This is a genomic window from uncultured Chitinibacter sp. (assembly GCF_945957625.1).
GTDB lineage: Bacteria > Pseudomonadota > Gammaproteobacteria > Burkholderiales > Chitinibacteraceae > Chitinibacter > Chitinibacter tainanensis.
Window position 1 is genome coordinate 297,404 of the sequence record NZ_CAMFLP010000002.1, and the last position, 24,684, is coordinate 322,087.

Consider the following 24,684-nt stretch of genomic DNA (forward strand, 5'->3'; position numbering starts at 1 on the left):
CCTCGCTAACGCACACCCGCCAGCGCAATATCGGCAAGCGGCGGGTCTTCCGGATCGCAATATTGCTCGGCAATGGCCTGAAACTCGGTCGCCACCCGCAAAAAGCCATCGACCAGATCCGGGTCGAAATGGGTGCCACGGCCGTCGTGGATGATCTTCACCGCCATCTCGTGGCTAAACGGCGGCTTATACACGCGGCGGCTGATCAGGGCATCATACACATCGGCCAGCGCCATCAGCCGGGCCGAGAGCGGTATCGCTTCGCCCGCTAGCCCCTGTGGATAACCGGTGCCATCCCATTTTTCCTGATGCCCGTAGGCAATTTCACGCGCATAGCGCAGAAAATCGCTTTCTTCGCCAACAATGCGTTCTACTTCCAGAATAATGTCGCGCCCCAGGGTCGGATGGCGCTGCATCACGGCGAATTCTTCCACGGTCAGGCGGGCGGGTTTATGTAAGATGGCGTCCGGAATCCCCACCTTGCCAATATCGTGCAGCGGTGCCGATTTGGCCATCCATTCTATCTGCCGCGGCCCCAGCTCGGCAGCAAAGCGCGGATGGCTCGCCACCTGTTGCGCCAGCAAGCGCACATACTCTTGCGTGCGCTTAAGGTGCATACCGGTTTCTTCATCGCGTAGCTCGGCCATCACCCCCATCGCCATAATGGTGGCATCCTGCATTTTCACGAGCTCTTGAGTGCGCTGCTGTACCCGCTCTTCCAGCAGCTGATTATGCATTTTCAGCGCCCGCCGCATGGCCTGTAGCTCAAGCTGGCTACGCACCCGTGCTTCCACAATCGCCGGGCTTAAAGGCTTGTGAATATAATCCACCGCCCCGGCCGCCAGGCCGTTAATCTCATCGGCTTCCTGTGTTTTACCGCTCAGAAATATCACCGGTATCTCGGCCGTCAGCGCCATTTGTTTCAGCTGGCGACATACGCTGAGGCCATCGATTTCCGGCATCATCACATCAAGCAAAATCAGGTCGGGCAGTGGCTGCTGTTGCGCCAGCTGCAAGGCAAACTGGCCACCATTGGCAATGCGCAGCCGGTAATCATGCTTGAGCATGCCATGCAGCAAGGCCAGATTGGCCGGGGTATCGTCGACCAGCAATAACAGTGGGCGACTCTCTGGTGCCGGGGTACTCATACATTTTCTCCGGCAAATTGGGCATTCAGTAGCGCCAGCTGCTGGCTGGCTGCAGGTAAATCAAAATCGCCAAATGCGCGCTCCAGCCGCTGGCAACTGGCGGGATCAAGCCAGCGCGGCAGCACCGCCTGCAGCTGGCGAAATTGATCAATCGCTTCGCCATCGCAGGCTTCGGTTAAGAGCTGCAAATGCGCAAACTGAGCGGCAAAATCCACCGGCAAATCGGTCACCGGTCCGGGTGCGGGGGCCGCGGCCGGATAAGCCGCCCGCACGGCTTGCAAGATGGTGGCAAGCTCGGTGGCCAAAGGCTCTGACCATTCGCCAGGGTTGCCCGGTTGTGCCCGTAGCTGTTTTTCCATTTTGGCCGCCACGTCGGCCAGCTCCGTCATTCCCAAGGTGCCGGCCACCCCTTTCAGCGAATGACTTAAACGCTCGGCCGCCACCGGATCACTGCGCAGCAGGGCGCAAAACTGGCTGTAGGCATCCTGATAATCATCGAGAAATTGCCGAAATAGGCTGTCGAATAAATCCGGGTCGCCCATCACCCGGGTGAGCACTCCCTGGGTATCAACCCCAGCGATATGCGGCACAATGCTGCTATCGTAATACTGGGCATGGGTATCTAGGTCTTCAACGGCGTTGATTTTGTCGCCCGCCCAGCGGGCAATGGTGCTAAACAGCACATCAGGCTGAATTGGCTTGGTCAGGTAATCGTTCATGCCGGCATCCAGACAGCGCTGGCGTTCATCCGACATAGCATGTGCCGTCATGGCAATGACCGGGATTTGCTGCAAGCGGGGCTCGGTGCGCAAGAGGCGGGTGGTGTCATGACCATCTAGCACCGGCATTTGCAGATCCATCAAGATCAGATCACAAGGCAGCGGCGTAATCGACAACCAGCCCAGCGCTTCGCCGCCATGCTGGGCCACAATCACACTGGCGCCCACCCCGCGTAATAGCTCGGAAGCCACCTGCTGATTGAGTGGATTATCTTCCACCAACAGCACCCGCACCCCAGACAGATATTGCCCCCGCGTGGCCACCGTTTGCGGCGTGGGTAGGGCGCTGGTGCTGCTTTTTTCCAGCATGAGGGTGAAATGGAACAAGCTGCCGCGTTGCTCAGGGCTGCTTTCGACCCAGATATCGCCGCCCATCAGCTCGACCAGCCGTTTACAAATCGACAACCCTAGCCCGGTACCGCCGTATTGCCGGGTGGTGGAACTATCGGCCTGCACAAAGGGCTTAAACAGCCGCGCAATCTGCTCGGGCCGCAAGCCAATCCCACTGTCTTGCACCTGCACATGCAGCCGCACCTGACTGCCAATTTCGGCCACCCGCTCGATCCGTACGGTCACACCGCCGTGGCGGGTAAATTTGATCGCATTGCTAACCAAATTACCCAGAATCTGCCCAATGCGCAGCGCATCGCCTTCCAGCACCGCCGGGCAATCGGGGGCCAACACCACTTGCAGCTGCAAACCTTTTTCTTCGGCCCGCACCTGATACAGCGAAATCACTTGCTCGGCCAATGCGCTAAGCCGGAAAGGGCTGCTTTCGATATGCAGCTTATTGGCTTCGATTTTGGAAAAATCGAGAATGTCATTGAGGATATGCAGCAGCGATTCGGCAGCCACGCTGGTTTTTTGCAGATAATCGCGCTGCTGGGCATTGAGCTCGGTTTTCAGCGTGAGGTGGGTCATGCCCAGAATGGCATTCATTGGCGTGCGGATTTCATGGCTCATATTGGCCAGAAAATCGCTTTTGAGCCGATTGGCCTGATCGGCCGCCTCTTTGGCCGCCAGCAGCTGGGCTTCGGCGTTTTTGCGCAGATCAATGTCTTCGAACACCACCACAAAATGCTGACCACCTTGCAGCTGATCGCTAATCGGCGAAATCGACACCGACATCCACACGGTATGGCCATCTTGATGCTGATACAGCAAATCGTGATGCCATTGCGCCTGTGGGCCACCGTTATCCCACAACGCGGTAAAGCTCAGCCGATCGGTGGGCAGCGCCACGAATTGCGCCAGCGGCTGGCCGGCAATCTCGGCCAGCGGATAGCCCAAGAGCGATTCAAATTTGGGGTTCACATAATCCAGACAGCCTTTGGCATCGGTCAGCGCCATCGGGCTGGGGCTGGCTTCGATGGCGGCAGAGAGCTGCGAAAGGCGTTCGCTGGCTTTTTTCTGCGCGGTTACATCAAAAATAATGCCATCCAGATATTGCACCACGCCCTGCGCATCGCGCACCACCTGGCCTTGCTCAAACACCCAGCGGCGCTGACCATCACCATTGCGCAAGCGATATTCGATGCTGTAGCGGCCATCCCCGGCCTGCGCCTCGGCGATGGCGGCTTCTACCAGCAGTAAATCGGTAGGCTCAATCAGCGAGCCATAACTGATCACCGGCTCATCACCCAGAAACACCTCGGGGGTATAGCCGGTGAGGTCTTGTACTTGCTGGTTGATAAACAGCATACCCCAGGGGTAATTTAATTCGCAGCGAAACACCACCCCGGGTACATTGGCCACCAGCGTACTGAATTGCGCCTCCTGATGGCGCATCCGCGCCTCGGCCTGCAGCTTATCCTGCACCAGCTCATGCATCAGATCACTGAGTAACTCGAGATTAGTCTGGCTGCGCTCCAGCAAGGGCCGCTGCAGCCCTTCAAGCAAAACATTGGCGGTATCCCACAGCGAATCAATCACCCGCTGGCGGGCGGCGGCTTCCAGGCGTAATTCATTATTAGCCTGAGTGAGCTCGGCCGAGCTTAATTCCAGACTGCGCGCGCGCAGCGCCAGATCGCGCTCATCTTGCGCATAGGCCTCGCTGATGTGCTGCAGCAAAGTGGGTAATTTGGCCAGCAGTGGGTCTTGGCTCTGTGCCAACTCAGCCAGCGCCGCATCCACCGCCGCCGCATCGCTCCAGCCCAGCTGGCGCTTGAGCTGGCGTAGCAGTAATTTATGCCAGGTCATCGGCCAGCACCGATAAGGTCATGGTTTGATTATGCAATTTACAGGTCAGCACTTCGCCCAGCGGGCTGATCTCACCATAGGAATAAAACCCGCTTAGCACTGCTTGCGAGCCCAGTACTTCGCCCACGGCTTCGACTTCTTCATCCACCCGGCCACCCAGCACCAGCTTGCGCCCCACGCAGCTGACCAAAATAGCCAGTACCGGTTCATCCCCCAAGCGCTGCAAAGCCACGCCGGCTGCCTGCTCGGCGCCTTCGATCAAGGCATCGTGGCTAGCATGCATCAATCGCAAATAGCCATCCGGCACCAGATCGCCAGCCAGAATCAACGAGCCAGCGGCTTCATCCACCCCCAAAATCGTGCGCACCAAGCCGCTTTGGCTGTGATCCGGCCCGAGTTTTTCCAGCGGAAACAGCAAACCCGAGGCCGGTAATTGCTCGGCGTATTCACCCAGGTAGCGCTTGTACATACTCAGTGCGGGCTCGCCATCGAGCTCATACAAAATATTGCCCGCGCAGCGGGTGACTTTGCGCGCCGGGCCAAAAGGCTGCCAGCCGCCAAATGAGCCATGCCCGAGCCGGATTCCGGCCGGTATGGCCATTGCCACCACTTGTTGTGCACTACAGCCATGCTGGCTGAGCACGCTGGTGCTGGCAAACGCGCCATTATCGCCCGCCAAGCCACCAATAATCGGCACCGGCTGTGGCAGCGCTTCGGCCACGCCTTGCACCAAAGCACTGCCATTCACTTGCACCCCGGGGCTCAGCACCAGCACGCCGGCCAATGCTACGCCGGCCAATTGCTGCCCCAGCCGCACCCCAGCTGCATGGCTATCTTCCATATCGGCCAACTGCGTGGTGGCCAATTGGGGTCGGCCCGCCGCCCACTGCACCGCGGTAATCACGAGGCTATGCTCATGCACCCCAGCCTGATTGATTTCACCCGCGGTAGAACACCCCACCAATGTGGCCTCGGCACAGCCCGCCTGCAGGGCGGCCAGACAGTACGGATCGGCAATCAGCTCGGGGCTGCCCAAAATCAGTACCCAATCAGGTGCAAAGGTGATCGTTTGCAGCGCGGCGGGGAGTTGGGCGAGGTCGGTGACGGTCAGTTGTTTAATCTGCATGGGGTGCATCCTGCCTAGAAGCCTGTTTGCAGTGTAGACAAGGCTGGCGCTTTCTACCGTGCAGATCGCAGCTGATCTCGCACACGAGGTGGCACCGGGCTGGTAGTAATCACGCCGCGTAGGCCTGCGGCGGGGCGGCGAAATCTGCTAGATTGCCCACCAGTCAACACAGGAGTTCGCGATGTCACGCGTGGTGGTTTTCCTTGCCGGCTGTTTGGCCAGCACCAGCTTATGGGCAGCCCAGCCCAGTTTTTCTTGCAGCCAGACGCAACATGCGATGGAAAAACTGATCTGCCAAGATGCCGAATTGGCCCAGCTCGATACTGAATTGGCGCAGGCCTATCTGATCGCCCGCCAGAAACTCAGCCCGCAAGCGGCCAAAGCCTTGCCCGCGGCTCAGCGCCGTTGGTTGCAAACGCGCAATCGTTGTGGACAGGCAAGCGAACCGAAAGCCTGTGCCACTCGCCTATATCAGCGCCGTATTACCGAGCTAAAACTGCACAGCCAGCAGCTGCCCGAGCCGGCGACCGTGACTTATGATTGCGGCCAGGCGCCGACTATTTACGCGCGTTTTTACAATGATCTGGATAGCGCGGTGGCGCTAGAGCGAGGGCAGGAAAAAGTACTGCTGTGGAGCCAGCCCGCCGCCAGCGGGGCACGCTATGGCAATGCCTCGATCGAATTTTGGGAACATCATGGCGAGGCCTTGGTGAATTGGCATCGGCAAAGCTTTACCTGTAAACCGCGCTAGGGGTATCTGGTTGTAGCCAATATTTCGCATAGCCTACATAGCCATACCAAGGCAGGTATATCGACTGCTGACGTAAAAAAGCCGCTCGTGATCGAGCGGCTTGTGCGGGATTTAAACCGGGCCGAGGAAATCGGCCTTGCCCACATTCACGCCATTACTGCGCAACAAAGCGTAGGCCGTGGTGAGGTGGAAATACAGATTCGGCGCCACAAATTGCTGCACATACACCGGGGCACTCATCGGGTTGGGCAAAAAGGAAAGCTGAATGGTTTTTTCCGCCGCAGCCGCGAACGCGCTTTCTGGCACGCTGGCGATAAATTCTCGCGTGGCGGCAATGCGCTGCTTGAGCTCGGCAAAGGTTTTTTCCTGATCTTCATGCTTGGGCGCAGTGGTACCGGATAGGCGCGCTACCGCAAATTTGGTGGTGTCACACACGATCTGGATTTGCTTCACAAAGGGCAGCATATCGGGCGCCAGACGCAAGCCCAGCATGGTTTCGTCACTCACTTGCTTGAGTGCAGCATATTCCACCGCTTTATCCAGCAAATGATCCAGCTGCTGCAACGCACGTTCATACACGGGTACGGTGATCTGATAGTAACTAAACATCCAAGCCTCCCAGCCAATCAAGCCACCCGCACCATGCGGGCGTACAGCCAACAGCATTGTGGCTTAAACGCACAGATTCAAGTTTTCTAGCGTATTGATTGCGCCATGCCACATACCCCCAGCTTGTATTGCCTGCAGGAGTATTTCAGCAGAGGCCTGCGGGCTAATACCCGTGGTATCAATCGTAAGGTCATAGTGCATCTGCTGATGCACGCGCGGATATTCCCACGCCGCTTGGCCCACCGCCCGATCGCCGCGCGCCGTTTCGCGCCGCACCAGCTCATCCAGCGCACAATCCACGCCCACCAACAGCACCGGATAACCCGCCAGCTCGGTCAAGAGCTCGGCTTTTTCATCGCTGTCGCACCAGGCATTGTCCAGCAACAAACGGCAGCCCGCTTGCAAGAGGCCCGGTAGTGCATAGTGATAAGCGCGCACCAGCTGGGCAAAATCATAACCGCTACGGGTAATCACCCGGCCGCTTTGTAGTGCGGCCAGATCGCTCTTCGGCAAGCCATCGAGCAGGCTATCAATGCTGAAATTCAGGTATTGCACCGGCAATAGCTCTTGCAGCGCGCGGGCCAGCGCCGTTTTACCGCTGCTGCTACAGCCATTTAAAACAATCACTTGTGGGTAATTCATTGTCGCTACTCAAGCAAAACCCGCCAGCGGCGGGTTAGGGGAAGACAAAGGCGATGGAAATCGTGCTGAGAAACTCGATTACTGCAGGCTTTTAGGCGCCTGCTCATCAAATTCAATCACCGTGGTGGGGTTTTCCTCAGCCGGCGGGCGCGCCCAGAACAGGCGATCCGGAATCAAAAACCCCATCCCGGGGCGGAAGGCCTGGCTGAGCGCCTGAAAGGTGTATTCCTGCGCTTCCTGCACCGCCACCAGCATTTCAGCGCCATTGGCCATCGCACCGGCAATGGCCGACGCCAGCGTCGCACCCGCGCCATGAAAACTGCCTGGCAAACGCTCGCGGCTATCCGAATGCACGCGCCCCAGTCGGCTAAACAGGGTATTGATCACTTTGGCGGTTTTTTCGTGCGAACCGGTGATCAGCACATATTCGCCACCGTATTGCAGCATGCGCTGGGCCGCGGCATCCAGCGGCAGATCTTCTTGCTCTTCCGGGTCTTCCGAGCCGAGCTTGCGCGCATCATCGCTATTGCACACGACCAAATAAGTGTGCGGCAGCATCAGCTCGCGCATCGCGCTGGCCAGGTCTTCCGGCGCCAGCTCTTCGCCGCGGCCCATACTGAATACGGGCTCTAAAATCAGCGGAATATCCGGGTAATCGGAGGCAATTTCGGCGATCACCGCCAAATTTTCGATACTGCCCACCATGCCCACTTTGATGGCATCAATTTTGATATCTTCGAGGATAAAGCGGGCTTGTTCATCCACCAGCTCGCTATCCACCGCCTGAAACGATTGCACGCCGGCAGTATCTTGGACAGTCATGGCGGTAATGACCGGCAAACTGTGGCAGCCCAGCGAAGCCAGCGCGAGCAAATCGGCCATCAGGCCAGCGCCTCCGGAAGGATCATTGGCAGCAAAGACCAGCACGGTCGGTGGGGTAGGCATCATAAGCGCTCAAAAAGCCAGCAAAAAGAGTTTAAAATCGAACGACACTGCGCCAGATTGGCCAGCAATAAAGTGGCCTGTTGCCCCGGTTAGAAGGCTTGAAAAAGCAGCCGGCAGCAGGAATCTGGAATTCTAAACTACTTAAGCCCGGTTGACGCTGATGAAAAAATATATGTGCCTGATTTGTGCCTTTATCTACGACGAGGCCGCTGGCCGTCCGGAAGACAATATTGCTCCGGGCACCAAATGGGAAGACGTGCCGATGAACTGGACCTGTCCGGATTGCGGCGCACGTAAAGATGATTTCGAGATGGTGGAAATTTGAGGTTCCCCATGCGTAAAACCGTCGTAGCCCTGCTCACCGCGGCCTTGTTGGCCGGCTGCCAGCAGGTCAACACCACCCAAGGTGGCGCCGTGGGCGCCACACGCACGCAAAAAATGAGCAAATTGCTCTCTAGCGAGCAGGTTGATCAAATGGCAGCCGCTGCGTATAGCGAAACCCTGGGCAAAGCGCGGCAAAAAGGTGTGTTGCTGCCCGCCAGCGACCCCACTGTGCAGCGGGTGAAAGCTATTGCCAACCGGCTGATTCCGCAAACCGCGGTATTTCGCCCCGATGCGCCGCAATGGCGCTGGGAAGTGAATGTCGAGCGCAATCCGCAGCTCAATGCCTATTGCATGGCCGGTGGCAAAATCATGTTTTTCACCGGCATTATCGAGCGTTTGCAGCTCAGCGACGATGAAATCGCCCAGATCATGGGCCATGAAATCAGCCATGCGCTGCGCGAACATAGCCGCGAGCGGATGAGCGAGGAATACAACAAACAGCTCGGCCTGCGCGGAATTTCGATTGCGGCCTCTTTGCTCGGTGGCGGTAAATACGATGACGTAACCAATGCGGCTTTAGGCATTGGTAGCCAGGCTTATGATGTGGCGCTGGCTTTGCCCAATAGCCGCACGCATGAATCCGAAGCCGATATGATGGGACTGGAACTCGCAGCCCGCGCCGGCTATAACCCGCAAGCCGCAGTCACCCTCTGGCAAAAGATGGCCGCGGCTAGCCGAGGCGCTCCGCCCGAGTTCCTGTCTACCCACCCATCGAGCCAAACGCGGATCGCCGAGCTACAAGCCAAAATCCCCGCTGTGCAGGGCCTTTACGAAGCGGCGCGGCGTAATGCCCCCGCCAAAAAAAGCAAAGGCTGATCTAGCCCAAGGCAGAACCTCAACACGGTCAATACAGTCCCAGCACTGATTGACCGTTTTTTCTTTGTTTGCTGTGCCTAATTCAGGAGTCTTCCCATGTTGTGGGTTAAAGCCTTTCACCTTATTTTTGTGATCAGCTGGTTTGCCGGGTTGTTTTATCTGCCGCGCATTTTTGTGAATCACGCCATGGCCACTGAGCCGGCCGAAATCGAACGACTCAAGCTGATGGAGCGCAAGCTGTATCGGTTTATGACCCCGATTGCCGTGCTGGCTCTGGGTTTGGGCATCTGGACTTGGGGCTACTACGGCTTTTACGCGGGCCCAGGCTGGTATTGGATGCACGCCAAACTCACACTGGTGGCGGGGCTGATTGGCTACCACCTGTGGTGTGGCAAGATTTACCGCGATTTCGCCGCCGATAAAAACACCCGCAGCCATGTCTGGTATCGTGTGTTTAATGAAGTGCCGGTTCTGGTGTTGATTGCGGTGGTGATTCTGGTCATCGTGAAACCATTCTGAGCCACGCACGCCCACTCTTGGTGACAACGGTAAAGTTCGAATGAAAACCTTATTGCTGGCGGCGAGTTTAGCCGCTGTACTGACCGGCTGTGGCGAGCCGGTCGCCCAATGCGGGGTGTATGCCATTGGCCCGAGCCAAATTAAACAGCTCTTGCAGGAAAACAAAGCCGATCCGGCGCCGGGCCGGCTGGAAAAATCACAGCTACCGGCTGATTTTCCCGGTCATTTGCTGGATAAAGACGGCTATTACCGTGGCATGCAGGTGTATTGCAAAATCGATGAAGCCAAAGCGGCGCTCAGCGCACAAAGCAAAACCGACTGGCTGGTGTATGAGCTGAGTACCGATTGGCAAAATGGCGTTTACAAAGCCGACGATGACGCTTTCCACCTGAAGGCCACCACCCCAATCAAACAGGCGGTGCAGTAATGGCTGTTGAAATCGAACGCAAATTTTTGCTGGCCAACGCCGATTGGCGCGCGCAAGTACAGCAAAGTACCCGCATTGCGCAGGGCTACCTGAATGACGCGCCTGCCCGCACGGTCCGGGTCCGGGTAAAAGGCGAGGCCGCATTTTTAACCATCAAAGGCCAGACCGAGGGCATTAGCCGGCTGGAAATTGAATACCCGATCCCGCTGGCCGATGCGCTGGAATTACTCAAGCTCTGCCCGAATGTGCTGGATAAAACCCGGCATCTGGTGAATCTGGACGGGCATACATTCGAGATTGATGAATTTCATGGCCAGAATGCCGGCCTGATTGTGGCTGAGCTGGAATTGCCCAGTGCCGATGCCCGCTATCCGCAGCCGGCCTGGCTGGGAGCAGAAGTCTCGGGTGATCCGCGTTATTTCAATAGCGCTTTGTCCACTCATCCTTACTGTAACTGGTAAGACAGTGAGCTGGTAAAATTGCATTACCCTTCGGGTCGGCCACGCCGGCCCTTTATTTTATCCAGGGTATTTAGCTGAAAACCAATCAGATCAATGCTTTTGGATAGATACCATACAGAGGTATTTATGAGTCGCAATGAAGCTTTATTTGCTGCTGCCCAGCAGCACATCCCCGGCGGGGTTAATTCACCAGTGCGGGCCTTTGGCTCGGTCGGCGGCACGCCGCGCTTTTTCACCAAGGGCGAAGGCGCCTATGTGTGGGATGCCGATGGCAAAAAATACATCGATTATGTGGGCTCCTGGGGCCCGCTGATTCTGGGCCACGCGCACCCAGCAGTGATCGAAGCGGTGACGCGCACCGCGCAAAACGGCATGAGCTTTGGTGCGCCGACCGAGGGTGAAGTAGAAATCGCCGATTTACTCTGCGACATGCTGCCGTCATTAGAGCAGGTGCGGCTGGTTTCCAGCGGCACCGAAGCCACCATGAGCGCCATCCGCCTCGCTCGTGGCTATACCGGCCGCGACAAACTGATCAAATTTGAAGGTTGTTACCACGGCCACGCCGATAGCTTGCTGGTAAAAGCCGGTTCCGGGCTGCTGACCTTTGGGAATCCGTCTTCAGCTGGCGTACCCGCCGCAGTGGCGGCCGACACTATTGTGTTGCCGTATAACGATGTGGCCGCCTTGGAAGCGGTATTTGCCGAGCAGGGCAGCCAGATTGCAGCGCTGATCGTCGAGCCGATCGCCGGCAATATGAATCTGGTACAGCCAAGTAAAGAATTCGTCGCGGCAATGCGCAAACTGACGCAGGAGCATGGTGCGGTATTGATTTACGACGAAGTGATGACTGGTTTTCGCGTGGGTTTGCAGTGCGCGCAAGGCCTGCACGGTATTACGCCGGATCTGACGTGCTTGGGGAAAGTGGTGGGCGGTGGCCTGCCATTGGCGGCCTTCGGTGGCAAACGCGAAATTATGAGCAAATTGGCGCCACTAGGGCCGGTTTATCAGGCAGGTACGCTGTCAGGTAACCCATTGGCTGTCGCAGCAGGGTTGGCCACACTGCAAGCGCTGCGTGAACCGGGCTTTTTTGCCGCTTTAACCGCCCGTACGCAGGCTTTGGCCACTGGCCTGACCCAGATTGGTCAGCAATGGCCTACCGAGCTGCAAATCAGCGCCCAGAGCGTTGGTGGGATGTTTGGTGTGTATTGCAGCCCAACTGTGCCACAGAGCTATCAGGATGTGATGAACAGCAACCGTAGCCGTTTTAACGCCTTCTTCCACGCGATGTTGAACGAAGGGGTTTATCTCGCACCATCGGCATTTGAAGCTGGCTTTGTAAGCGCTGCTCACGACGACGATGACATTCAATACACGCTGTTTGCAGCGAATCGGGTCTTGCAGCAAATGGCTTAAGCCGTTGCAGATCTGGCAAAAACAAAAAGCCTCGCAACCGCGGGGCTTTTTTTATGCGCTGTAGCCTATAAGCTGTAACAACGGGTAGGCGCTACAGCGACGCTCAATCAGAATGTGGTCGGCAGACGACCACTACCACCTTGTAGACCTGTTTTTAGCGATCCTAAAAATCCTAAAACTATCAATAGTTTAGCTTTCGATAGCACGTTGAATTTCAGCGTAATCAGGTTCGCCAATATATTTCTTAATCAGCTTGCCATCACGACCAATTAAGAAATTGGTAGGCGTAAGCTGAATACTACCAAACTGTTTAGCAATTTCGCCGTTGGCGTCGTAGACCACATTGAATGGCAATTGCGTGCGTTGATAGTAATTTTCTATGTACTGCAAATTGTCGTAACTCATTGCGACGGCAATGGTTTGTAGCCGCTCATGACCATACTTGAGCTGGATCTTTTTAAGCTCCGGCATTTCTTTCATACAGCCAGTACAGCTGGTGGCCCAGAAGTTAACCAGGACAACCTTTCCTTTGTAGTCATCTAATTTAAAACTTTTACCTTCCAATGTTTGCATTGCATGTTGGTTCGGTAAGGTTTGCTGGTTACCCAAGACAAAATAGCTGCCTAAAGCAATACAACTGGCAGCAATTGCAGCGAGTAAGAGCGGTTTTTTCATGACTTTCATCCTTCAAGCTGGCGCTATTCTAGGGCAAGTTGCTCTGTCGTGGGAGACTTTTCGTGGGTCTGCAGCTGGAGAGGTTTTCTTTTACATATATATTGAAAAGAAAGAAGTAATGATAAAAATAAGGGCAGTCGCACCCTGTGGATAAGCTTTTTTCCACAATCAAATCAGTGTTTTACGTTATCCACAAGGGGGTGGGCGCTTTCCGTATTCCCTGTGGATGGTTTGGTGGTGGAATTATCCCCAAACGCAAACCACGGATTATCCACATGTGGATGATTTGTTCTCCACATGCCAAGTGGCTGATTTGTTAAGTACTTTGTGAATAAGCGTATAATCGCGGTTTTTCTTGGGGAAGCACGATGGCGATACAATGGTTTCCGGGGCATATGCATGCCGCGCGCAAGAAAGTAGCCGAAACCATGGCCAAGGTGGATGTGGTGATCGAGATTGTCGATGCGCGCATGCCACTCTCTAGCAGCAACCCGATGATCGAGAAATTACGGCTGTTTCGGCAGCGACCAGCGCTGCGGGTGCTCAATAAGGCCGATCTTGCCGATCCGGCGCTGAATAAAGTCTGGATGAACTGGTTTAAATCTCAGCCGGGTACCGAGGCCTTGTTGCTGGGCGAAGATAATAAGCAGATTGCGCTCAAGCAGATTCCCGCTTTGTGTCTGAAGCTGGCACCCTACCGTACCGGTGTGGAAAAACCACTGCGTGCCCTGATCATGGGGATTCCGAATGTGGGCAAATCCACCTTGCTCAACACACTGGCGCAACGCAAAATCGCCAAAGTGGCGGATACGCCAGGGGTGACCAAATCACAGCAGCGCATCGAAACCCTGAACGGCGTTATTTTGTATGACACGCCGGGCTTGATGTGGCCGAAAATCGAGCACGAGCCTTCGGGTTTTCGTCTGGCCCTGGGCGGCTCGATTGGTCGAAATGCCTATGATGAAGTCGAAGTGTGCTGGTTTGCGCTTGAAGAAATGCGCCGTCGCTACCCGCAGGCCTTGATGGATCGCTACAAATTGCCAGATCTGGATGGGGATGTCGAAACCTTGTTTGCGCGTATTGGTCGCAAACGCGGCGCGGTGATGAGCGGTGGCGTGATCGACGAGCAAAAAACTGCCGAATTAATCATCACCGATTACCGCACCAAGGCCTTGGGCCGGATGACGCTGGAAACACCGGATGATTTTATCGGGGTTGATCTGGGCGATGGCGAAGACGTCGCCGAGCCTGAAGCGGAGCCAGATGCCATTTAATGGGTTTGGCATTGTTTTGGTTTACCCTGCAAGGGCAGTTTGCTGTGGGCAGACTGCTGATTTCTGACTTTTGGAAGCACATTATGGAAGCTGAATTGCTCAATCTGGAAGACAAAGTGCAGCAATTGGCCGCGCTCTGCCGGCAGCTGCGCAATGAAAACCGCCAACTGCGACAAGATTTGCTGCAAACCCAGCAAGAAAATCAGCAATTGAATGGCAAACTAGCTGGCGCCAAAGACCGCTTGGCCAGCTTGCTAGCGAAATTGCCGGAGGAATTGGCATGAGCGATGAGATCAAACAACTCGATATCTCCATCATGGGCCGCGAATTTCGGGTGGCCTGCCCAGTCAGCGAAGAAGAGACGCTGTTGCAGGCTGTGCAGCTGCTGGATAGCCGCATGCACGACATCCGCACCAATGGCAAAGTCATCGGTTTGGAAAAAATCGCCATCATGGCCGCGCTGAATATTACGCACGAGTTTTTGCAAACCAAGGCGCCGGGCGGAATTGACATTGGGGCCCATCAGCGTAGAATCGATCGCATGAATTCCACCATTGATGCGGTGTTGCAGGAACAGACCGAATTATTCTGACCTGCCCATCCCAACAATGACCGCTTGCTTTCCTGCGGTGCTCGTAACGGTTCAGATTCTTTGAACCGATAAGCTGTATAGCAAGTTTGCCTGGTCTATTGAGGCCTGTTGTGCGCGTTCACCCTGCCTTGTGCAGCGCGTTTGAATGCACCTGATGGTTTCGACTGGGCGACAACCTTGAACCTCTGGGTTCAAGATGCGAACCGTTATCGGCATTCGCGGGAAGCCCCTTCTGTTATGTCCCAGTCTTCTACTCTGGATAAAGCCGCCGTCCGGCGGCACTTACGGCAAGCCCGTAAGGGTATATCTCTCCAAGACCGACAAGCCGCTGCCTGGAAGGTAATACATACCCCGGGTATTCAGCGTATTTTGCGTCCCGGCCGCAAAATTGCGCTGTATGTCCCCATGGGGAGTGAATTTCCGACCTGGCCATTGCTTTTGCTGGCACTACAGCGCCGCTGTCAGGTGTATCTGCCACATACGCCCACGCGGGGGCGACAGCTGGGTTTTGTGCGCTTGAATGAAGACAGCCAGTGGACTTTCGGCCCTTACCAGATTCCTGTGCCGGTACATCCCGAATGGTGTTCACCCAAACAGCTCGATGCTGTGTTTGTGCCCTTGGTGGGGTTTGATCGTCGCTTGGCGCGGATGGGGCAGGGCGGTGGTTTTTATGACTACACCTTTGCCTTTCGGCGCGCTCGCCGCCACTGGCGTAAACCTTTGTTGATTGGTCTAGCCTTTGCGTGTCAGGAATATCCGCAGTTACCGCTCGAACCGTGGGATTTGCAGCTGGATTGCCTCATTAGTGAACGTGAATATTTGCGCCGCGCCAACTGAAAAAGTACAGTGCCATAATGGTTAATCCGCAGGTACAGTAAGTTGAAACTTAGCTATGATGTGTGCATCGCTGCGCACATGTAAGCGCACTAATGATTACTTTTCACTTTGAGGTTGATTATGGCTGCAATCGTCTCTAATCCCATCAGTATCGTGAATTCAACTGGCCTGCATGCTCGGCCAGCCGCGAATGTGGTGAATGTTGCCAAGCAGTATCAGTCGGACATCAAACTGGTGTTCAAATCGATTGAAGCCAATGCCAAATCCGTGGTTTCGGTGATGGGCCTGGATGTCAGCCTCGGCGATAAAATCCAGATCAAAGCCGACGGGCCCGATGCTCAGGCGGCCATCTCTGCACTCACCCAGGTCATTTCCTCGGGTTGTGGGGAAAAATAAAACCGCATCAAAGGGTAGCTTGCTGCCCTTTTTTGTTTCTGGGCCGCGTAATCCAAGCTGAGGAATTGTAATTTTTCGTAAATTCCCAGCCTTTGGGCGCTAAAAAACTGATTACACGCAATTTTTTCTGCTGCGCAATGGTTAAAATCCGGCCCATCTTATTCGTGGTGAATTCACGCGCGTCATTGAGCAGGGATTGTTGAGTCATCGATTCGCAATCCGCCGATGGAATAAAAAATCACGCGTAGAACACCGCCACGAATTGTCGTACAAGCGCTACTAAGAGGTATGTTATGTCGAGCAACCTGATTGAACTCAAGGCCCCGCTCTCCGGAGTGATGGTGTCGCTGGACAAGGTGCCAGATCCGGTATTTGCCCAGAAAATGGTAGGGGATGGGATTTCGATTGATCCAACCAGCTCTGTTTTGCTGGCCCCTGTTACCGGTAAAGTGACACAACTACACTCATCCAAACACGCGGTGACCCTGACCACGGCCAACGGGATCGAAGTGCTGATGCATATCGGTCTGGATACCGTGATGCTGAAAGGCAATGGTTTCACGGCCAAGGTGAAAGAAGGCGACATCGTGGATGTCGGCCAGCCGCTGATTGAATTCGATATGGATCTGGTGGCCCGCAAAGCGGTGTCTTTGCTGACCCAGATCGTGATTACCAATAGCGATCAGGTAAGCCAATTTGTACCCGCCACCGGCTTGGTGAAAGCCGGCCAGAATGTGGCACTGACGCTGCATCTGGCGGCAGGCGCCGGCGCGGCTACCCAGCAAACGGGTGCGACTGCCGAAGCGTATTCTGATCCGCTGAAAGTACCAAACCCAACGGGCCTGCATGCACGTCCTTCGGCGGTCTTGGCCAATGCGGCTAAAACTTATCAGTCCGATATCAAATTGGTACGCGCGGGCGAAGAAGCCAATGCCAAATCCGTGGTCGCCATCATGGGGCTGGAAGTGCAGCATGGCGATGAAATTCGCGTGCGAGCAGCCGGCGCGGACGCGGCTGCGGCAGTAGCGGCGATTGCCGAATTGATCAAAACTGGCTGTGGCGAAGATGTAGGTGGCCCGGTCGCCAAAACCAAACCGGCGCCGCTGAATGTTAAAACGGCTAAACCTAAACCGAAATCAAGCGATCCAAACATTCTGACCGGTGTCTCAGCATCGCCAGGTCTGGCAGTTGGGAATGTGTTTCATGTGAAACAGGAAGAGATTTCGGTGGCCGAGCAGGGCGAAGGCCAACAAGTCGAAAAACGCCGGCTGGATAAAGCGCTGAAAGACGCGCACCAGCAGCTGGAAAACCTGAAAGCCGAAATCACCGATGCCAGCAAAGCTGAGATTTTTGCGGCACACCAGGAATTGCTGGAAGACCCAGATTTGCTGGTGATTGCCATTGCCGGTATTAGCGCGGGCAAGAGCGCAGGCTTTGCGTGGAAACAAGCGTTCACCACCTACGCCGATAAATTGGCAGGCTTGAAAAACGAAGTACTGGCCGGCCGCGCGAATGACATCCGTGATGTGGGCCGTCGCGTACTGCGCCTGATTACAGGGGTGGAAGAAGCGGCCATGGTGGTGCCAAATAACGCCATCCTGATCGCCGAAGAGCTAACGCCATCTGATACCGCCAGCATGGATCGCACCAAAGTACTGGGTTTCTGCACCACCGGTGGTGGCGCCACCAGCCACGTGGCGATTCTGGCGCGCTCGCTGAATATCCCTGCGATTTGCGGCATTGATGAAGACGTGATGCAACTGGCGAACGGCACCCCCGTAATTCTGGATGGTACTCGCGGCACGCTGCGCAAAAATCCATCGGAAGCCGAAATCACCGATATTCGTGAAAAACAAGCCAAGCAAGCCGCGAAGCGTGAAGCCGAATTGGCCGCGGCATTCCAGCCGGCCGTGACCAAAGATGGTGTCCACGTTGAAGTCGTGGCCAATATTGGTGGTCTGGATGATGCCGAGCAAGGCGTGAAGCTGGGTAGTGAAGGCGTAGGTCTGCTGCGCAGCGAGTTCCTCTATCTGGAGCGCACCGATGCACCGACTGAAGACGAACAAAGCCAGATCTATATCGACATCGCCAAAGCTTTGGGTACGGACAAAACCTTCGTGGTGCGCACGCTGGATGTCGGTGGCGATAAACCATTGCCATATCTGCCAATGCCCGCCGAAGAAAATCCATTCCTCGGCGTGCGCGGGGTGCGTCTGTGTCTGGCCGAGCCAGAGCTCTTGCATACCCAAGTACGCGCGGTACTGCGTTCAGCGCCATTCTCGAAACTGGCGATCATGTTCCCAATGATCACCAGCCTGGAAGAAGTGCGCGAAGTAAAACGCATCGTGGCCGAAGAAAAAGCGGCGCTGGGTATTACGCAGGAAGTGCAAGTCGGCATTATGGTTGAGGTGCCTGCCACCGCCGTGATGGCCGAGCAATTTGCTCGCGAAGTGGATTTCTTCTCGATCGGTACCAACGATCTCACCCAGTACACACTGGCGATGGATCGCGGTCATCCGAAGCTGGCCAAGCAAGCTGATGCGATGCACCCAGGTGTATTGAATCTGATCAATATGACCGTGCAAGGCGCGCACAAACACGGCAAGTGGGTGGGTGTGTGTGGCGGTATCGCGTCTGATCCGATGGCGATTCCCTTGTTGCTGGGGATCGGGGTGGATGAATTGTCGGCCAGCGTGCCAAGCATTCCAGCCATTAAAGCGCTGGTGCGCTCATTGAACAAAGCCGAGTGCGAAAAACTGGCGGCAGAAGTATTGCAGCTAGGTACCGCAGTCGAAGTGCGCGCGCGTTTGTCGCAATTGGTTGAATAAGGAATCGAACCATGACGTTATTGCTTGTTTTTATTGTGGGCCTGGTGATCGGCGTGGGCGTGGGTATGTCCCTGCGCAAAACGCCTGCCGCAGCCCCTGCACCGGTGGCAACGCCGGCTGCAAAAGCGGTGGCACCCGCTGCGTCAGCGGCGGCAAGTAAAGCAGCCCTCAATAGCAAATGGCTGCCGGGCTTGGGCGGTGCGGACAATGTCCAGCAAGCCGAAGTGATTGCCGCTACCCGTGTGCGGGTGGCCTTGAAAGATGGCCACCGGCTCGATGAGCGAGCGCTGGTGGCGGCCGGTGTGCAAGCCGTGGCCGCGATTGATGAAAAGGTGTTTCACCTGATTGTCGGTCAGCAAGTCGCTGCTTAAGTCCCTACGAAAACCCACCGCAAGGTGGGTTTTTTGATTTAAATCAACAAATACATCCCGGCAGTATTCACAGATAAACCTTTTACCGTATTGCTTGCAAAGCTATACCCGTTAAAAATCGATTCATACCAAAACTAAAAAAAGACATGTGGCATTAGCAAGTCCGCAAGCTTTTAGGAGAAAGTCGATGTTTAAAAACGCGTTTGCCGTACTGCAAAAAATCGGGAAAGCCTTAATGCTGCCCGTGGCCGTTTTACCGGTTGCGGGTTTGTTATTGGGGATTGGTGCTTCACATTTTTCCTTCCTACCTACCGTTGTCTCACAGCTAATGGAAGCCGGTGGCGGGGCCATTTTTGGTCATCTGCCGCTAATCTTCGCCATTGGGGTGGCGCTGGGTCTGACTGAAAATGATGGCGTGGCGGCGATTGCCGCTTCGGTAGGTTTCGTGGTGCTGCTCGCCACCATGGGCGTGATGGCCCCGGTGATGGGCGTGGAGCCTGCCACCGTCATGGGCATGAAATCGATGGAAACCGGCGTATTCGGCGGGATCATCATCGGTGGTGTGGCCGCGACTTTATTCAACAAGTACTACCGCATCGAGCTGCCACCGTATCTGGGCTTCTTTGCCGGTAAACGCTTTGTGCCGATCGTGACCGGGATTGCCGCGATTTTCGTGGGTGTGATCATGTCGGTGATCTGGCCTTCGATCCAAGGCGCGATCAACAGCTTCTCGCAATGGGCGGCGCATTCTGATCCGCGCATGGCGGCCACCGTGTATGGTTTCATCGAGCGTCTCTTGATTCCATTCGGTCTGCACCATATCTGGAACGTTCCATTCTTCTTTGAAATCGGCAGCTTTACCGACGCGGCAGGCAAAGTGGTACACGGTGATATCGCGCGCTTCTTCGCCGGTGACCCAACCGCAGGGATTTTGTCCGGCGCCTTCTTCTTCAAAATGTTTGGTTTGCCCGCCGCTGCGTTTGCGATTTGGCATACCGCCAAACCTGAGAAAAAAGTGATGGTGGGCGGGATCATGATCTCCGCTGCGCTGACCTCTTTCCTCACCGGGATTACCGAGCCGATCGAATTTGCTTTTATGTTCGTCGCGCCGGTGCTGTATGTGATCCACGCCTTCCTGGCGGCCAGCGGTCAGTTCATCGCCAATACACTGAACATGCACATGGGCTTTACTTTCTCGCAAGGCGGGATCGACTTCCTGATGTTCAATGCCTTGGGTAAATACGCGCAAAACTGGTGGTATGTGCTGATCATCGGCCCAATCTATGCGGCGATTTACTACAGCGTATTCCGCTTTGTGATTGTGAAATGGAATCTGAAAACCCCAGGCCGCGAAGATGAAGTGACAGAAACCGTGGTGAGCCAAAGCGCTGGCAGTATGGCTGCAGATCTGGTGGCGGCGTTTGGTGGGGCTGGCAATATCCAATCGCTGGATGCATGTATCACCCGTCTGCGGATTTCGGTGCAGGATGTCGCCAAAGTAGATCAAGCCCGCCTAAAAGCCCTTGGTGCTGCTGGCGTGATGCAAGTGGGCAACAATATGCAGGCCATTTTTGGTACTCGCTCCGAAAATCTGAAAACTGATATGGAGATGTATATCAAGCAAGGTGGCGCTAAGCTTGCCGCTGCGAGCAATACCCCTGCTGCAGCGCCTGTTGCTGCAAGCCCGAAAGCGGCGGCTAATGCGGCATTACAGGCGGCATTGGGTGGGGCGAGCAATATCCGCAGTGCCGTGCCAATGGCCGTAACCCGCGTGCGGGTCGAGCTGGCGGATGTGGCGCTACTGAATGCCGATGCACTGAAAGCACAAGGCATCGTGGATGTGGCCGTGCTCGAAAACGGCATTGTGCATCTGATTGTGGGTGAGCAAGCGAGCCAGCTGGCGGCGACTTTATAAGCCAGCCAAGTCCGCGAGTACCATCGATCACCCCGCTGCGGCGGGGTGATTTTTTATCGGCCGCTGGCCTGTGCATAAAACACTGGCATCCGTAGGCGCATTGCGCCACACTTTCGCCATGGCGCGTGAAAAAGAACTGCTTTTGCCCTCCTACCAGCCCGCACGCTGGTTACCCGGTGGGCATGCCCAAACGATTTATCCAGCGGTGCTGCTGTGGCAGCGTGCGCTGAGCTACCGCCGTGAACACTGGATTACCCCAGACCTCGATGCGATCGGTGTAGATTGGACCGCAGGCCGGGCGGGTACGCCGCTGATTGTGTTATTTCATGGCCTAGAAGGCGGTTCGCGCTCGCACTATGCGATTTCGCTGTTTCAACAGGCATACCAGCAAGGCTGGCGCGGCGTGGTGCCGCATTTTCGTACCTGCGGCAATGTGCCTAATCGATTGCCACGCAGCTATCACGCGGGGGATTCCGCCGAGATTGATTGGGTATTGCGCCGGCTAAAAAAAGAACACCCCGGTACGCCGATTTTTGCGGTGGGGTATTCATTGGGTGGCAATGCTCTGCTGAAATGGCTGGGCGAACAAGGGGCGCGCGCGGGTGAATTTATCCACGCGGCGGCGGCCGTATCGGCGCCGATGGATTTAACCGCCGCCGGTGTGGCGCTGGACGACGGGCTAAACCGGCATATCTATACCCGCAATTTTTTGCGCACCATGCGCAAAAAAGCCCAATACAAACTCAAGCTCACCGAAAACCCGTTTATTGATTGGCGGCAGGTTAAAGGGGTGAAAACCCTGCGCGAATTTGATGATCTGGTCACTGCGCCGCTGCATGGTTTTTTTGGGGTGGATGAATACTGGGCGCAAGCCAGTAGCAAACCGCTATTGCCCAATATCGCTATCCCCACTTTGATTATTAATGCGCTGAATGATCCGTTTATTCCGGCGCAGAGTTTGCCAACTGCCCAGCAAGTGAGCGAACACGTACAATTGCTGCAGCCGCGCGACGGCGGCCATGTGGGCTTTTTATCCGGCCCGCCGCCTGGCCGTTTGCAGTGGTTACCCAGCACATTACTCAAATTTTTTACTTTTCATTTACCTCTGGTGCGTTAAATGTCCCGCCTGCCTGCTGCGATCTTCAAAGCCTATGATGTGCGAGGTCCGGTGAGTTTGTTGACTCCCGAAGTGGCCTACTGGGTAGGGCGGGCCATTGGCGCTCAGGCGCGGCGACGCCAGATTCAGCGCATTGCGCTGGCCGGCGATGGACGTTTATCCACCCCCGATTTGCTGGCCGCGATGCAGCAAGGGCTGCAGGAAGCCGGGGTCGCGGTGCAATGTCTGGGCATGGCCTGCACGCCATTATTGTATTTCGCCGCTCGCACGGTGGCCGATGCCTCGGGCATTATGATTACCGGCAGCCACAATCCGCCCGAATACAATGGCATCAAAATCATGCTGGGCAACGACACCGTGGATGGTCCGGCCTTGCAGGCGCTGCGTGAACAAGTTGAAGCCGATGATTTGCCCATCGCCAGTGGGGGCAGCAGCCATGCCGTGGATGTTTTGCCTGCCTATTTGCAGGCACTGCAAGGGCAGATCCAATTAGCCAAACCATTAAAGCTGGTGATTGATTGCGGCAATGGCGCGCCCGGTGCGGTGGCGGCGGATGTATTTCGCAGTTTGGGTTGCGAGCTGAGCGAGCTGTATTGCGAGGTGGATGGGCATTTCCCTCATCATCACCCCGATCCGCAAGTGGTCGCCAATCTGCGCGATTTACGTACCCAAGTGCAGCAGCAAGGTGCCGATGTGGGCTTGGCCTTCGATGGCGACGGCGATCGGCTAGGGGTAGTGACTGCCAGTGGGCAGGTGATTCCGGGTGATCGTTTATTAATGCTATTTGCTGGTCAGGCGCTGGCGCAGCGAGCCGGGCATGTGTTATTCGATGTGAAATCCAGTCGGGCAGTGGCCAAATGGGTAGCGCAGCTAGGCGGTACGGCCGAAGCGATCCCGACGGGCCATTCGCATATGAAGCGCAAATTGAAACAAAGCAAAGCGCTGGTGGCGGGCGAGTTATCCGGGCATTTTGCCTTTGCGGGCTGGGATGTGGATGATGCGCTCTTCGCGGGGGCCAAACTCTTGCAACTGGTGGCCTCTGGGCTGGATCTGGATGCCGAGTTAGCCCGCCTGCCGCAGTGTTTAGCCACGCATGAGTTGCAAATTCCATTGAGTGGGGCCGGGCATTTGCTGGTACAAGATATTGCCCAGCGCGCCGCTTTCCCCAGCGCAAGTTATATCAGCCAGGTGGATGGTTTGCGGGTGGAATACGCAGATGGCTTTGGCCTTATCCGCGCCTCGAACACCACACCGGTACTTACGCTGCGCATCGAAGCGGATGATGCCGCTGCGCTGAAGCGCATTGAACACGAACTGGCGGCCGCCATCGCGCCGCTTCCTTTCCCTTCTTATAGTCTTGAATCATGATTGTGACTCCTCCCCAGCATCTGATTGCCGCCAACGTTGCCGCCGCTTTAGCCGAAGACCTTGGCGAACGAGATTGGACCGCCGAGCTTATCCCCGCCCAAGCGCAAGCCAGTGCCACGATTGTGCTGCGCGAGCCGGCCGTTTTGTGCGGTTTGCCGTGGGCTGACGAGGTCATCCGGCAGGTGGATGCCAGCATTCAGGTCAGCTGGTTATTTACCGAGGGGGAGTATGTTGCTGCAGATAGCGTTATTGCTCGCTTGCAGGGCAATGCCCGTAGTCTGCTTACAGCCGAGCGCAGTATGCTTAATTTTATCCAGACGCTATCCGCGGTGGCGACCGAAACTCACCGCTATGCCGAGCTGGTGCAAGGCACGCGCGCGGTGATTCACGATACCCGCAAAACTTTGCCCGGTTTGCGCCGCGCCCAGAAATACGCGGTGACCGTCGGTGGCGGTGCGAATCAGCGGATTGGTTTATTTGATGGCATCTTGATCAAAGAAAATCACATCATGGCCGCCGGCAGTATTACTGCAGCGCTGCGCCAAGCTCAGGCGCTGGCACCAAAGCATGTCACCATTCAGGTGGAAGTGGAAAACCTCACCGAGCTCGCCGAGGCATTACAGGCAGGCGCCACCTCAGTGCTGCTGGATAATATGAGCTTGGCCGATATGCGCTCCGCCGTTGAGATGGCGCAGGGCCAAGCCGTACTGGAAGCCTCCGGTGGTGTGGATTTCAGCACGGTGCAAGCGATTGCCGCGACCGGTGTCGAGCGTATTTCGATTGGCAAGCTCACGAAAGATGTTCGCGCTATTGATCTATCGATGCGCTTTACGGCGGCCTAAGCCAAGCAAACCGGCTTCGATCACGCAAAATATAAAACCAAGGCCCGCGCAAGCGGGCCTTGGTTTTATTGGGCCTACAGCGCTTACCGCCAATCCGTTGCCGGTAGCCAAAAATAAATTTCAAACTAAATTAATAGGTTATCGCTTTTGTTGCACTTTTCTTGCAGGAAGTGGTTGACCGAGTCTGGGGGCGTCGGTATAGTTCGGCCTCTCTGCTGATGACGCAGCGAAACAAAACAAGTTTCTCTGG

26 protein-coding genes and 1 other RNA gene are annotated in these 24,684 nt (G+C 55.8%); 19 read left to right on the plus strand and 8 right to left on the minus strand.

Annotation, left to right across the window (positions count from 1 at the left end; genetic code table 11):
* Nucleotides 1-5: 5 nt before the first annotated feature.
* From QV747_RS05275 to QV747_RS05285, 3 genes are read right to left on the minus strand one after another with little or no spacing between them, the layout of a single operon-like run.
* Nucleotides 6-1,148 (minus strand): HD-GYP domain-containing protein, encoded by a 1,143-nt coding sequence (locus tag QV747_RS05275; protein WP_273429243.1) that lies wholly within the window; start codon nt 1,146-1,148, stop codon nt 6-8.
* A complete protein-coding gene (locus QV747_RS05280) occupies nt 1,145-4,126 on the minus strand; it encodes an ATP-binding protein (RefSeq protein WP_273429241.1) in 2,982 nt (993 codons plus the stop codon). Before QV747_RS05280 ends, QV747_RS05275 begins: the two co-directional genes overlap by 4 nt.
* Entirely contained in the window at nt 4,113-5,252 is a 1,140-nt protein-coding gene (locus QV747_RS05285; RefSeq protein ID WP_273429239.1) for an FIST signal transduction protein, read from the minus strand. Before QV747_RS05285 ends, QV747_RS05280 begins: the two co-directional genes overlap by 14 nt.
* A gap of 181 nt (nt 5,253-5,433) precedes the next feature.
* Between QV747_RS05285 and QV747_RS05290 the strand changes: the two genes are divergently transcribed.
* Nucleotides 5,434-6,003, plus strand: coding sequence for an MliC family protein (locus tag QV747_RS05290; protein WP_273429237.1), 570 nt, complete (start codon nt 5,434-5,436; stop codon nt 6,001-6,003).
* Between the two features lie 111 nt (nt 6,004-6,114).
* On the opposite strand, the gene QV747_RS05295 is transcribed toward QV747_RS05290, so the two are convergent.
* From QV747_RS05295 to QV747_RS05305, 3 genes are all read right to left on the minus strand, one after another.
* Complete coding sequence (locus tag QV747_RS05295) at nt 6,115-6,612, minus strand: DUF1993 family protein (protein ID WP_034619840.1); 498 nt, start codon at nt 6,610-6,612, stop codon at nt 6,115-6,117.
* Nucleotides 6,613-6,675: 63 nt separating this feature from the next.
* The gene (locus QV747_RS05300; protein ID WP_273429234.1) at nt 6,676-7,254 is read right to left on the minus strand and encodes a chloramphenicol phosphotransferase CPT family protein; all 579 of its coding nucleotides are present in this window, start codon (nt 7,252-7,254) and stop codon (nt 6,676-6,678) included.
* Nucleotides 7,255-7,332: 78 nt separating this feature from the next.
* The gene (locus tag QV747_RS05305; protein WP_231550520.1) at nt 7,333-8,199 is read right to left on the minus strand and encodes a hydroxymethylpyrimidine/phosphomethylpyrimidine kinase; all 867 of its coding nucleotides are present in this window, start codon (nt 8,197-8,199) and stop codon (nt 7,333-7,335) included.
* A 160-nt stretch (nt 8,200-8,359) separates the two neighbouring features.
* Here QV747_RS05305 and QV747_RS05310 point away from each other — a divergent pair, with 160 nt between their 5' ends.
* From QV747_RS05310 to hemL, 6 genes are all read left to right on the plus strand, one after another.
* A complete protein-coding gene (locus QV747_RS05310) occupies nt 8,360-8,524 on the plus strand; it encodes a rubredoxin (RefSeq protein WP_028450661.1) in 165 nt (54 codons plus the stop codon).
* 8 nt (nt 8,525-8,532) lie between these two features.
* The gene (locus tag QV747_RS05315; RefSeq protein ID WP_028450662.1) at nt 8,533-9,399 is read left to right on the plus strand and encodes a M48 family metallopeptidase; all 867 of its coding nucleotides are present in this window, start codon (nt 8,533-8,535) and stop codon (nt 9,397-9,399) included.
* A 96-nt stretch (nt 9,400-9,495) separates the two neighbouring features.
* Nucleotides 9,496-9,918 (plus strand): protoporphyrinogen oxidase HemJ, encoded by a 423-nt coding sequence (gene hemJ / locus QV747_RS05320; RefSeq protein ID WP_028450663.1) that lies wholly within the window; start codon nt 9,496-9,498, stop codon nt 9,916-9,918.
* Nucleotides 9,919-9,958: 40 nt separating this feature from the next.
* Entirely contained in the window at nt 9,959-10,345 is a 387-nt protein-coding gene (locus QV747_RS05325) for a DVU_2496 family lipoprotein (RefSeq protein WP_273429230.1), read from the plus strand.
* Nucleotides 10,345-10,806: a CYTH domain-containing protein gene (locus QV747_RS05330; protein WP_273429228.1), complete on the plus strand. Its 462-nt coding sequence runs from the start codon at nt 10,345-10,347 to the stop codon at nt 10,804-10,806. Before QV747_RS05325 ends, QV747_RS05330 begins: the two co-directional genes overlap by 1 nt.
* 126 nt (nt 10,807-10,932) lie before the next feature.
* Nucleotides 10,933-12,219 (plus strand): glutamate-1-semialdehyde 2,1-aminomutase, encoded by a 1,287-nt coding sequence (gene hemL, locus QV747_RS05335; RefSeq protein ID WP_273429226.1) that lies wholly within the window; start codon nt 10,933-10,935, stop codon nt 12,217-12,219.
* A gap of 189 nt (nt 12,220-12,408) precedes the next feature.
* On the opposite strand, the gene QV747_RS05340 is transcribed toward hemL, so the two are convergent.
* Nucleotides 12,409-12,894 carry a TlpA disulfide reductase family protein gene (locus tag QV747_RS05340; protein ID WP_273429224.1) on the minus strand — a complete coding sequence of 162 codons (486 nt, stop codon included), beginning with the start codon at nt 12,892-12,894 and terminating at the stop codon, nt 12,409-12,411.
* Nucleotides 12,895-13,262: 368 nt separating this feature from the next.
* On the opposite strand from QV747_RS05340, the gene ylqF reads away from it, so the two are divergent.
* From ylqF to QV747_RS05370, 6 genes are all read left to right on the plus strand, one after another.
* Complete coding sequence (gene ylqF / locus QV747_RS05345; protein ID WP_084414730.1) at nt 13,263-14,168, plus strand: ribosome biogenesis GTPase YlqF; 906 nt, start codon at nt 13,263-13,265, stop codon at nt 14,166-14,168.
* Between the two features lie 83 nt (nt 14,169-14,251).
* A complete protein-coding gene (locus QV747_RS05350) occupies nt 14,252-14,452 on the plus strand; it encodes a hypothetical protein (RefSeq protein ID WP_028450668.1) in 201 nt (66 codons plus the stop codon).
* Nucleotides 14,449-14,760, plus strand: coding sequence for a cell division protein ZapA (locus QV747_RS05355; RefSeq protein ID WP_273429220.1), 312 nt, complete (start codon nt 14,449-14,451; stop codon nt 14,758-14,760). Before QV747_RS05350 ends, QV747_RS05355 begins: the two co-directional genes overlap by 4 nt.
* 26 nt (nt 14,761-14,786) lie before the next feature.
* Nucleotides 14,787-14,989: non-coding RNA, 6S RNA (ssrS, locus tag QV747_RS05360), on the plus strand.
* A gap of 8 nt (nt 14,990-14,997) precedes the next feature.
* Nucleotides 14,998-15,597, plus strand: a complete 600-nt coding sequence (locus QV747_RS05365) for a 5-formyltetrahydrofolate cyclo-ligase (RefSeq protein WP_273429218.1) — start codon at nt 14,998-15,000, stop codon at nt 15,595-15,597.
* A gap of 120 nt (nt 15,598-15,717) precedes the next feature.
* Nucleotides 15,718-15,993, plus strand: coding sequence for an HPr family phosphocarrier protein (locus QV747_RS05370; protein WP_081986604.1), 276 nt, complete (start codon nt 15,718-15,720; stop codon nt 15,991-15,993).
* 7 nt (nt 15,994-16,000) lie between these two features.
* On the opposite strand, the gene QV747_RS05375 is transcribed toward QV747_RS05370, so the two are convergent.
* Complete coding sequence (locus tag QV747_RS05375; RefSeq protein WP_273429217.1) at nt 16,001-16,201, minus strand: hypothetical protein; 201 nt, start codon at nt 16,199-16,201, stop codon at nt 16,001-16,003.
* An 85-nt stretch (nt 16,202-16,286) separates the two neighbouring features.
* On the opposite strand from QV747_RS05375, the gene ptsP reads away from it, so the two are divergent.
* From ptsP to nadC, 6 genes are all read left to right on the plus strand, one after another.
* Entirely contained in the window at nt 16,287-18,821 is a 2,535-nt protein-coding gene (gene ptsP / locus QV747_RS05380) for a phosphoenolpyruvate--protein phosphotransferase (RefSeq protein WP_273429215.1), read from the plus strand.
* A gap of 11 nt (nt 18,822-18,832) precedes the next feature.
* On the plus strand, nt 18,833-19,192 hold the full coding sequence (locus tag QV747_RS05385; protein WP_273429214.1) for a PTS transporter subunit EIIB: 360 nt from the start codon (nt 18,833-18,835) through the stop codon (nt 19,190-19,192).
* A 187-nt stretch (nt 19,193-19,379) separates the two neighbouring features.
* Nucleotides 19,380-21,107 carry a PTS glucose transporter subunit IIBC gene (gene ptsG, locus QV747_RS05390; protein ID WP_273429212.1) on the plus strand — a complete coding sequence of 576 codons (1,728 nt, stop codon included), beginning with the start codon at nt 19,380-19,382 and terminating at the stop codon, nt 21,105-21,107.
* 100 nt (nt 21,108-21,207) lie between these two features.
* Entirely contained in the window at nt 21,208-22,224 is a 1,017-nt protein-coding gene (locus QV747_RS05395) for an alpha/beta fold hydrolase (RefSeq protein ID WP_308445251.1), read from the plus strand.
* Entirely contained in the window at nt 22,225-23,592 is a 1,368-nt protein-coding gene (locus QV747_RS05400; RefSeq protein WP_273429210.1) for a phosphomannomutase/phosphoglucomutase, read from the plus strand.
* The gene (gene nadC / locus QV747_RS05405) at nt 23,589-24,434 is read left to right on the plus strand and encodes a carboxylating nicotinate-nucleotide diphosphorylase (protein ID WP_273429209.1); all 846 of its coding nucleotides are present in this window, start codon (nt 23,589-23,591) and stop codon (nt 24,432-24,434) included. Before QV747_RS05400 ends, nadC begins: the two co-directional genes overlap by 4 nt.
* Nucleotides 24,435-24,684 lie beyond the last annotated feature (250 nt).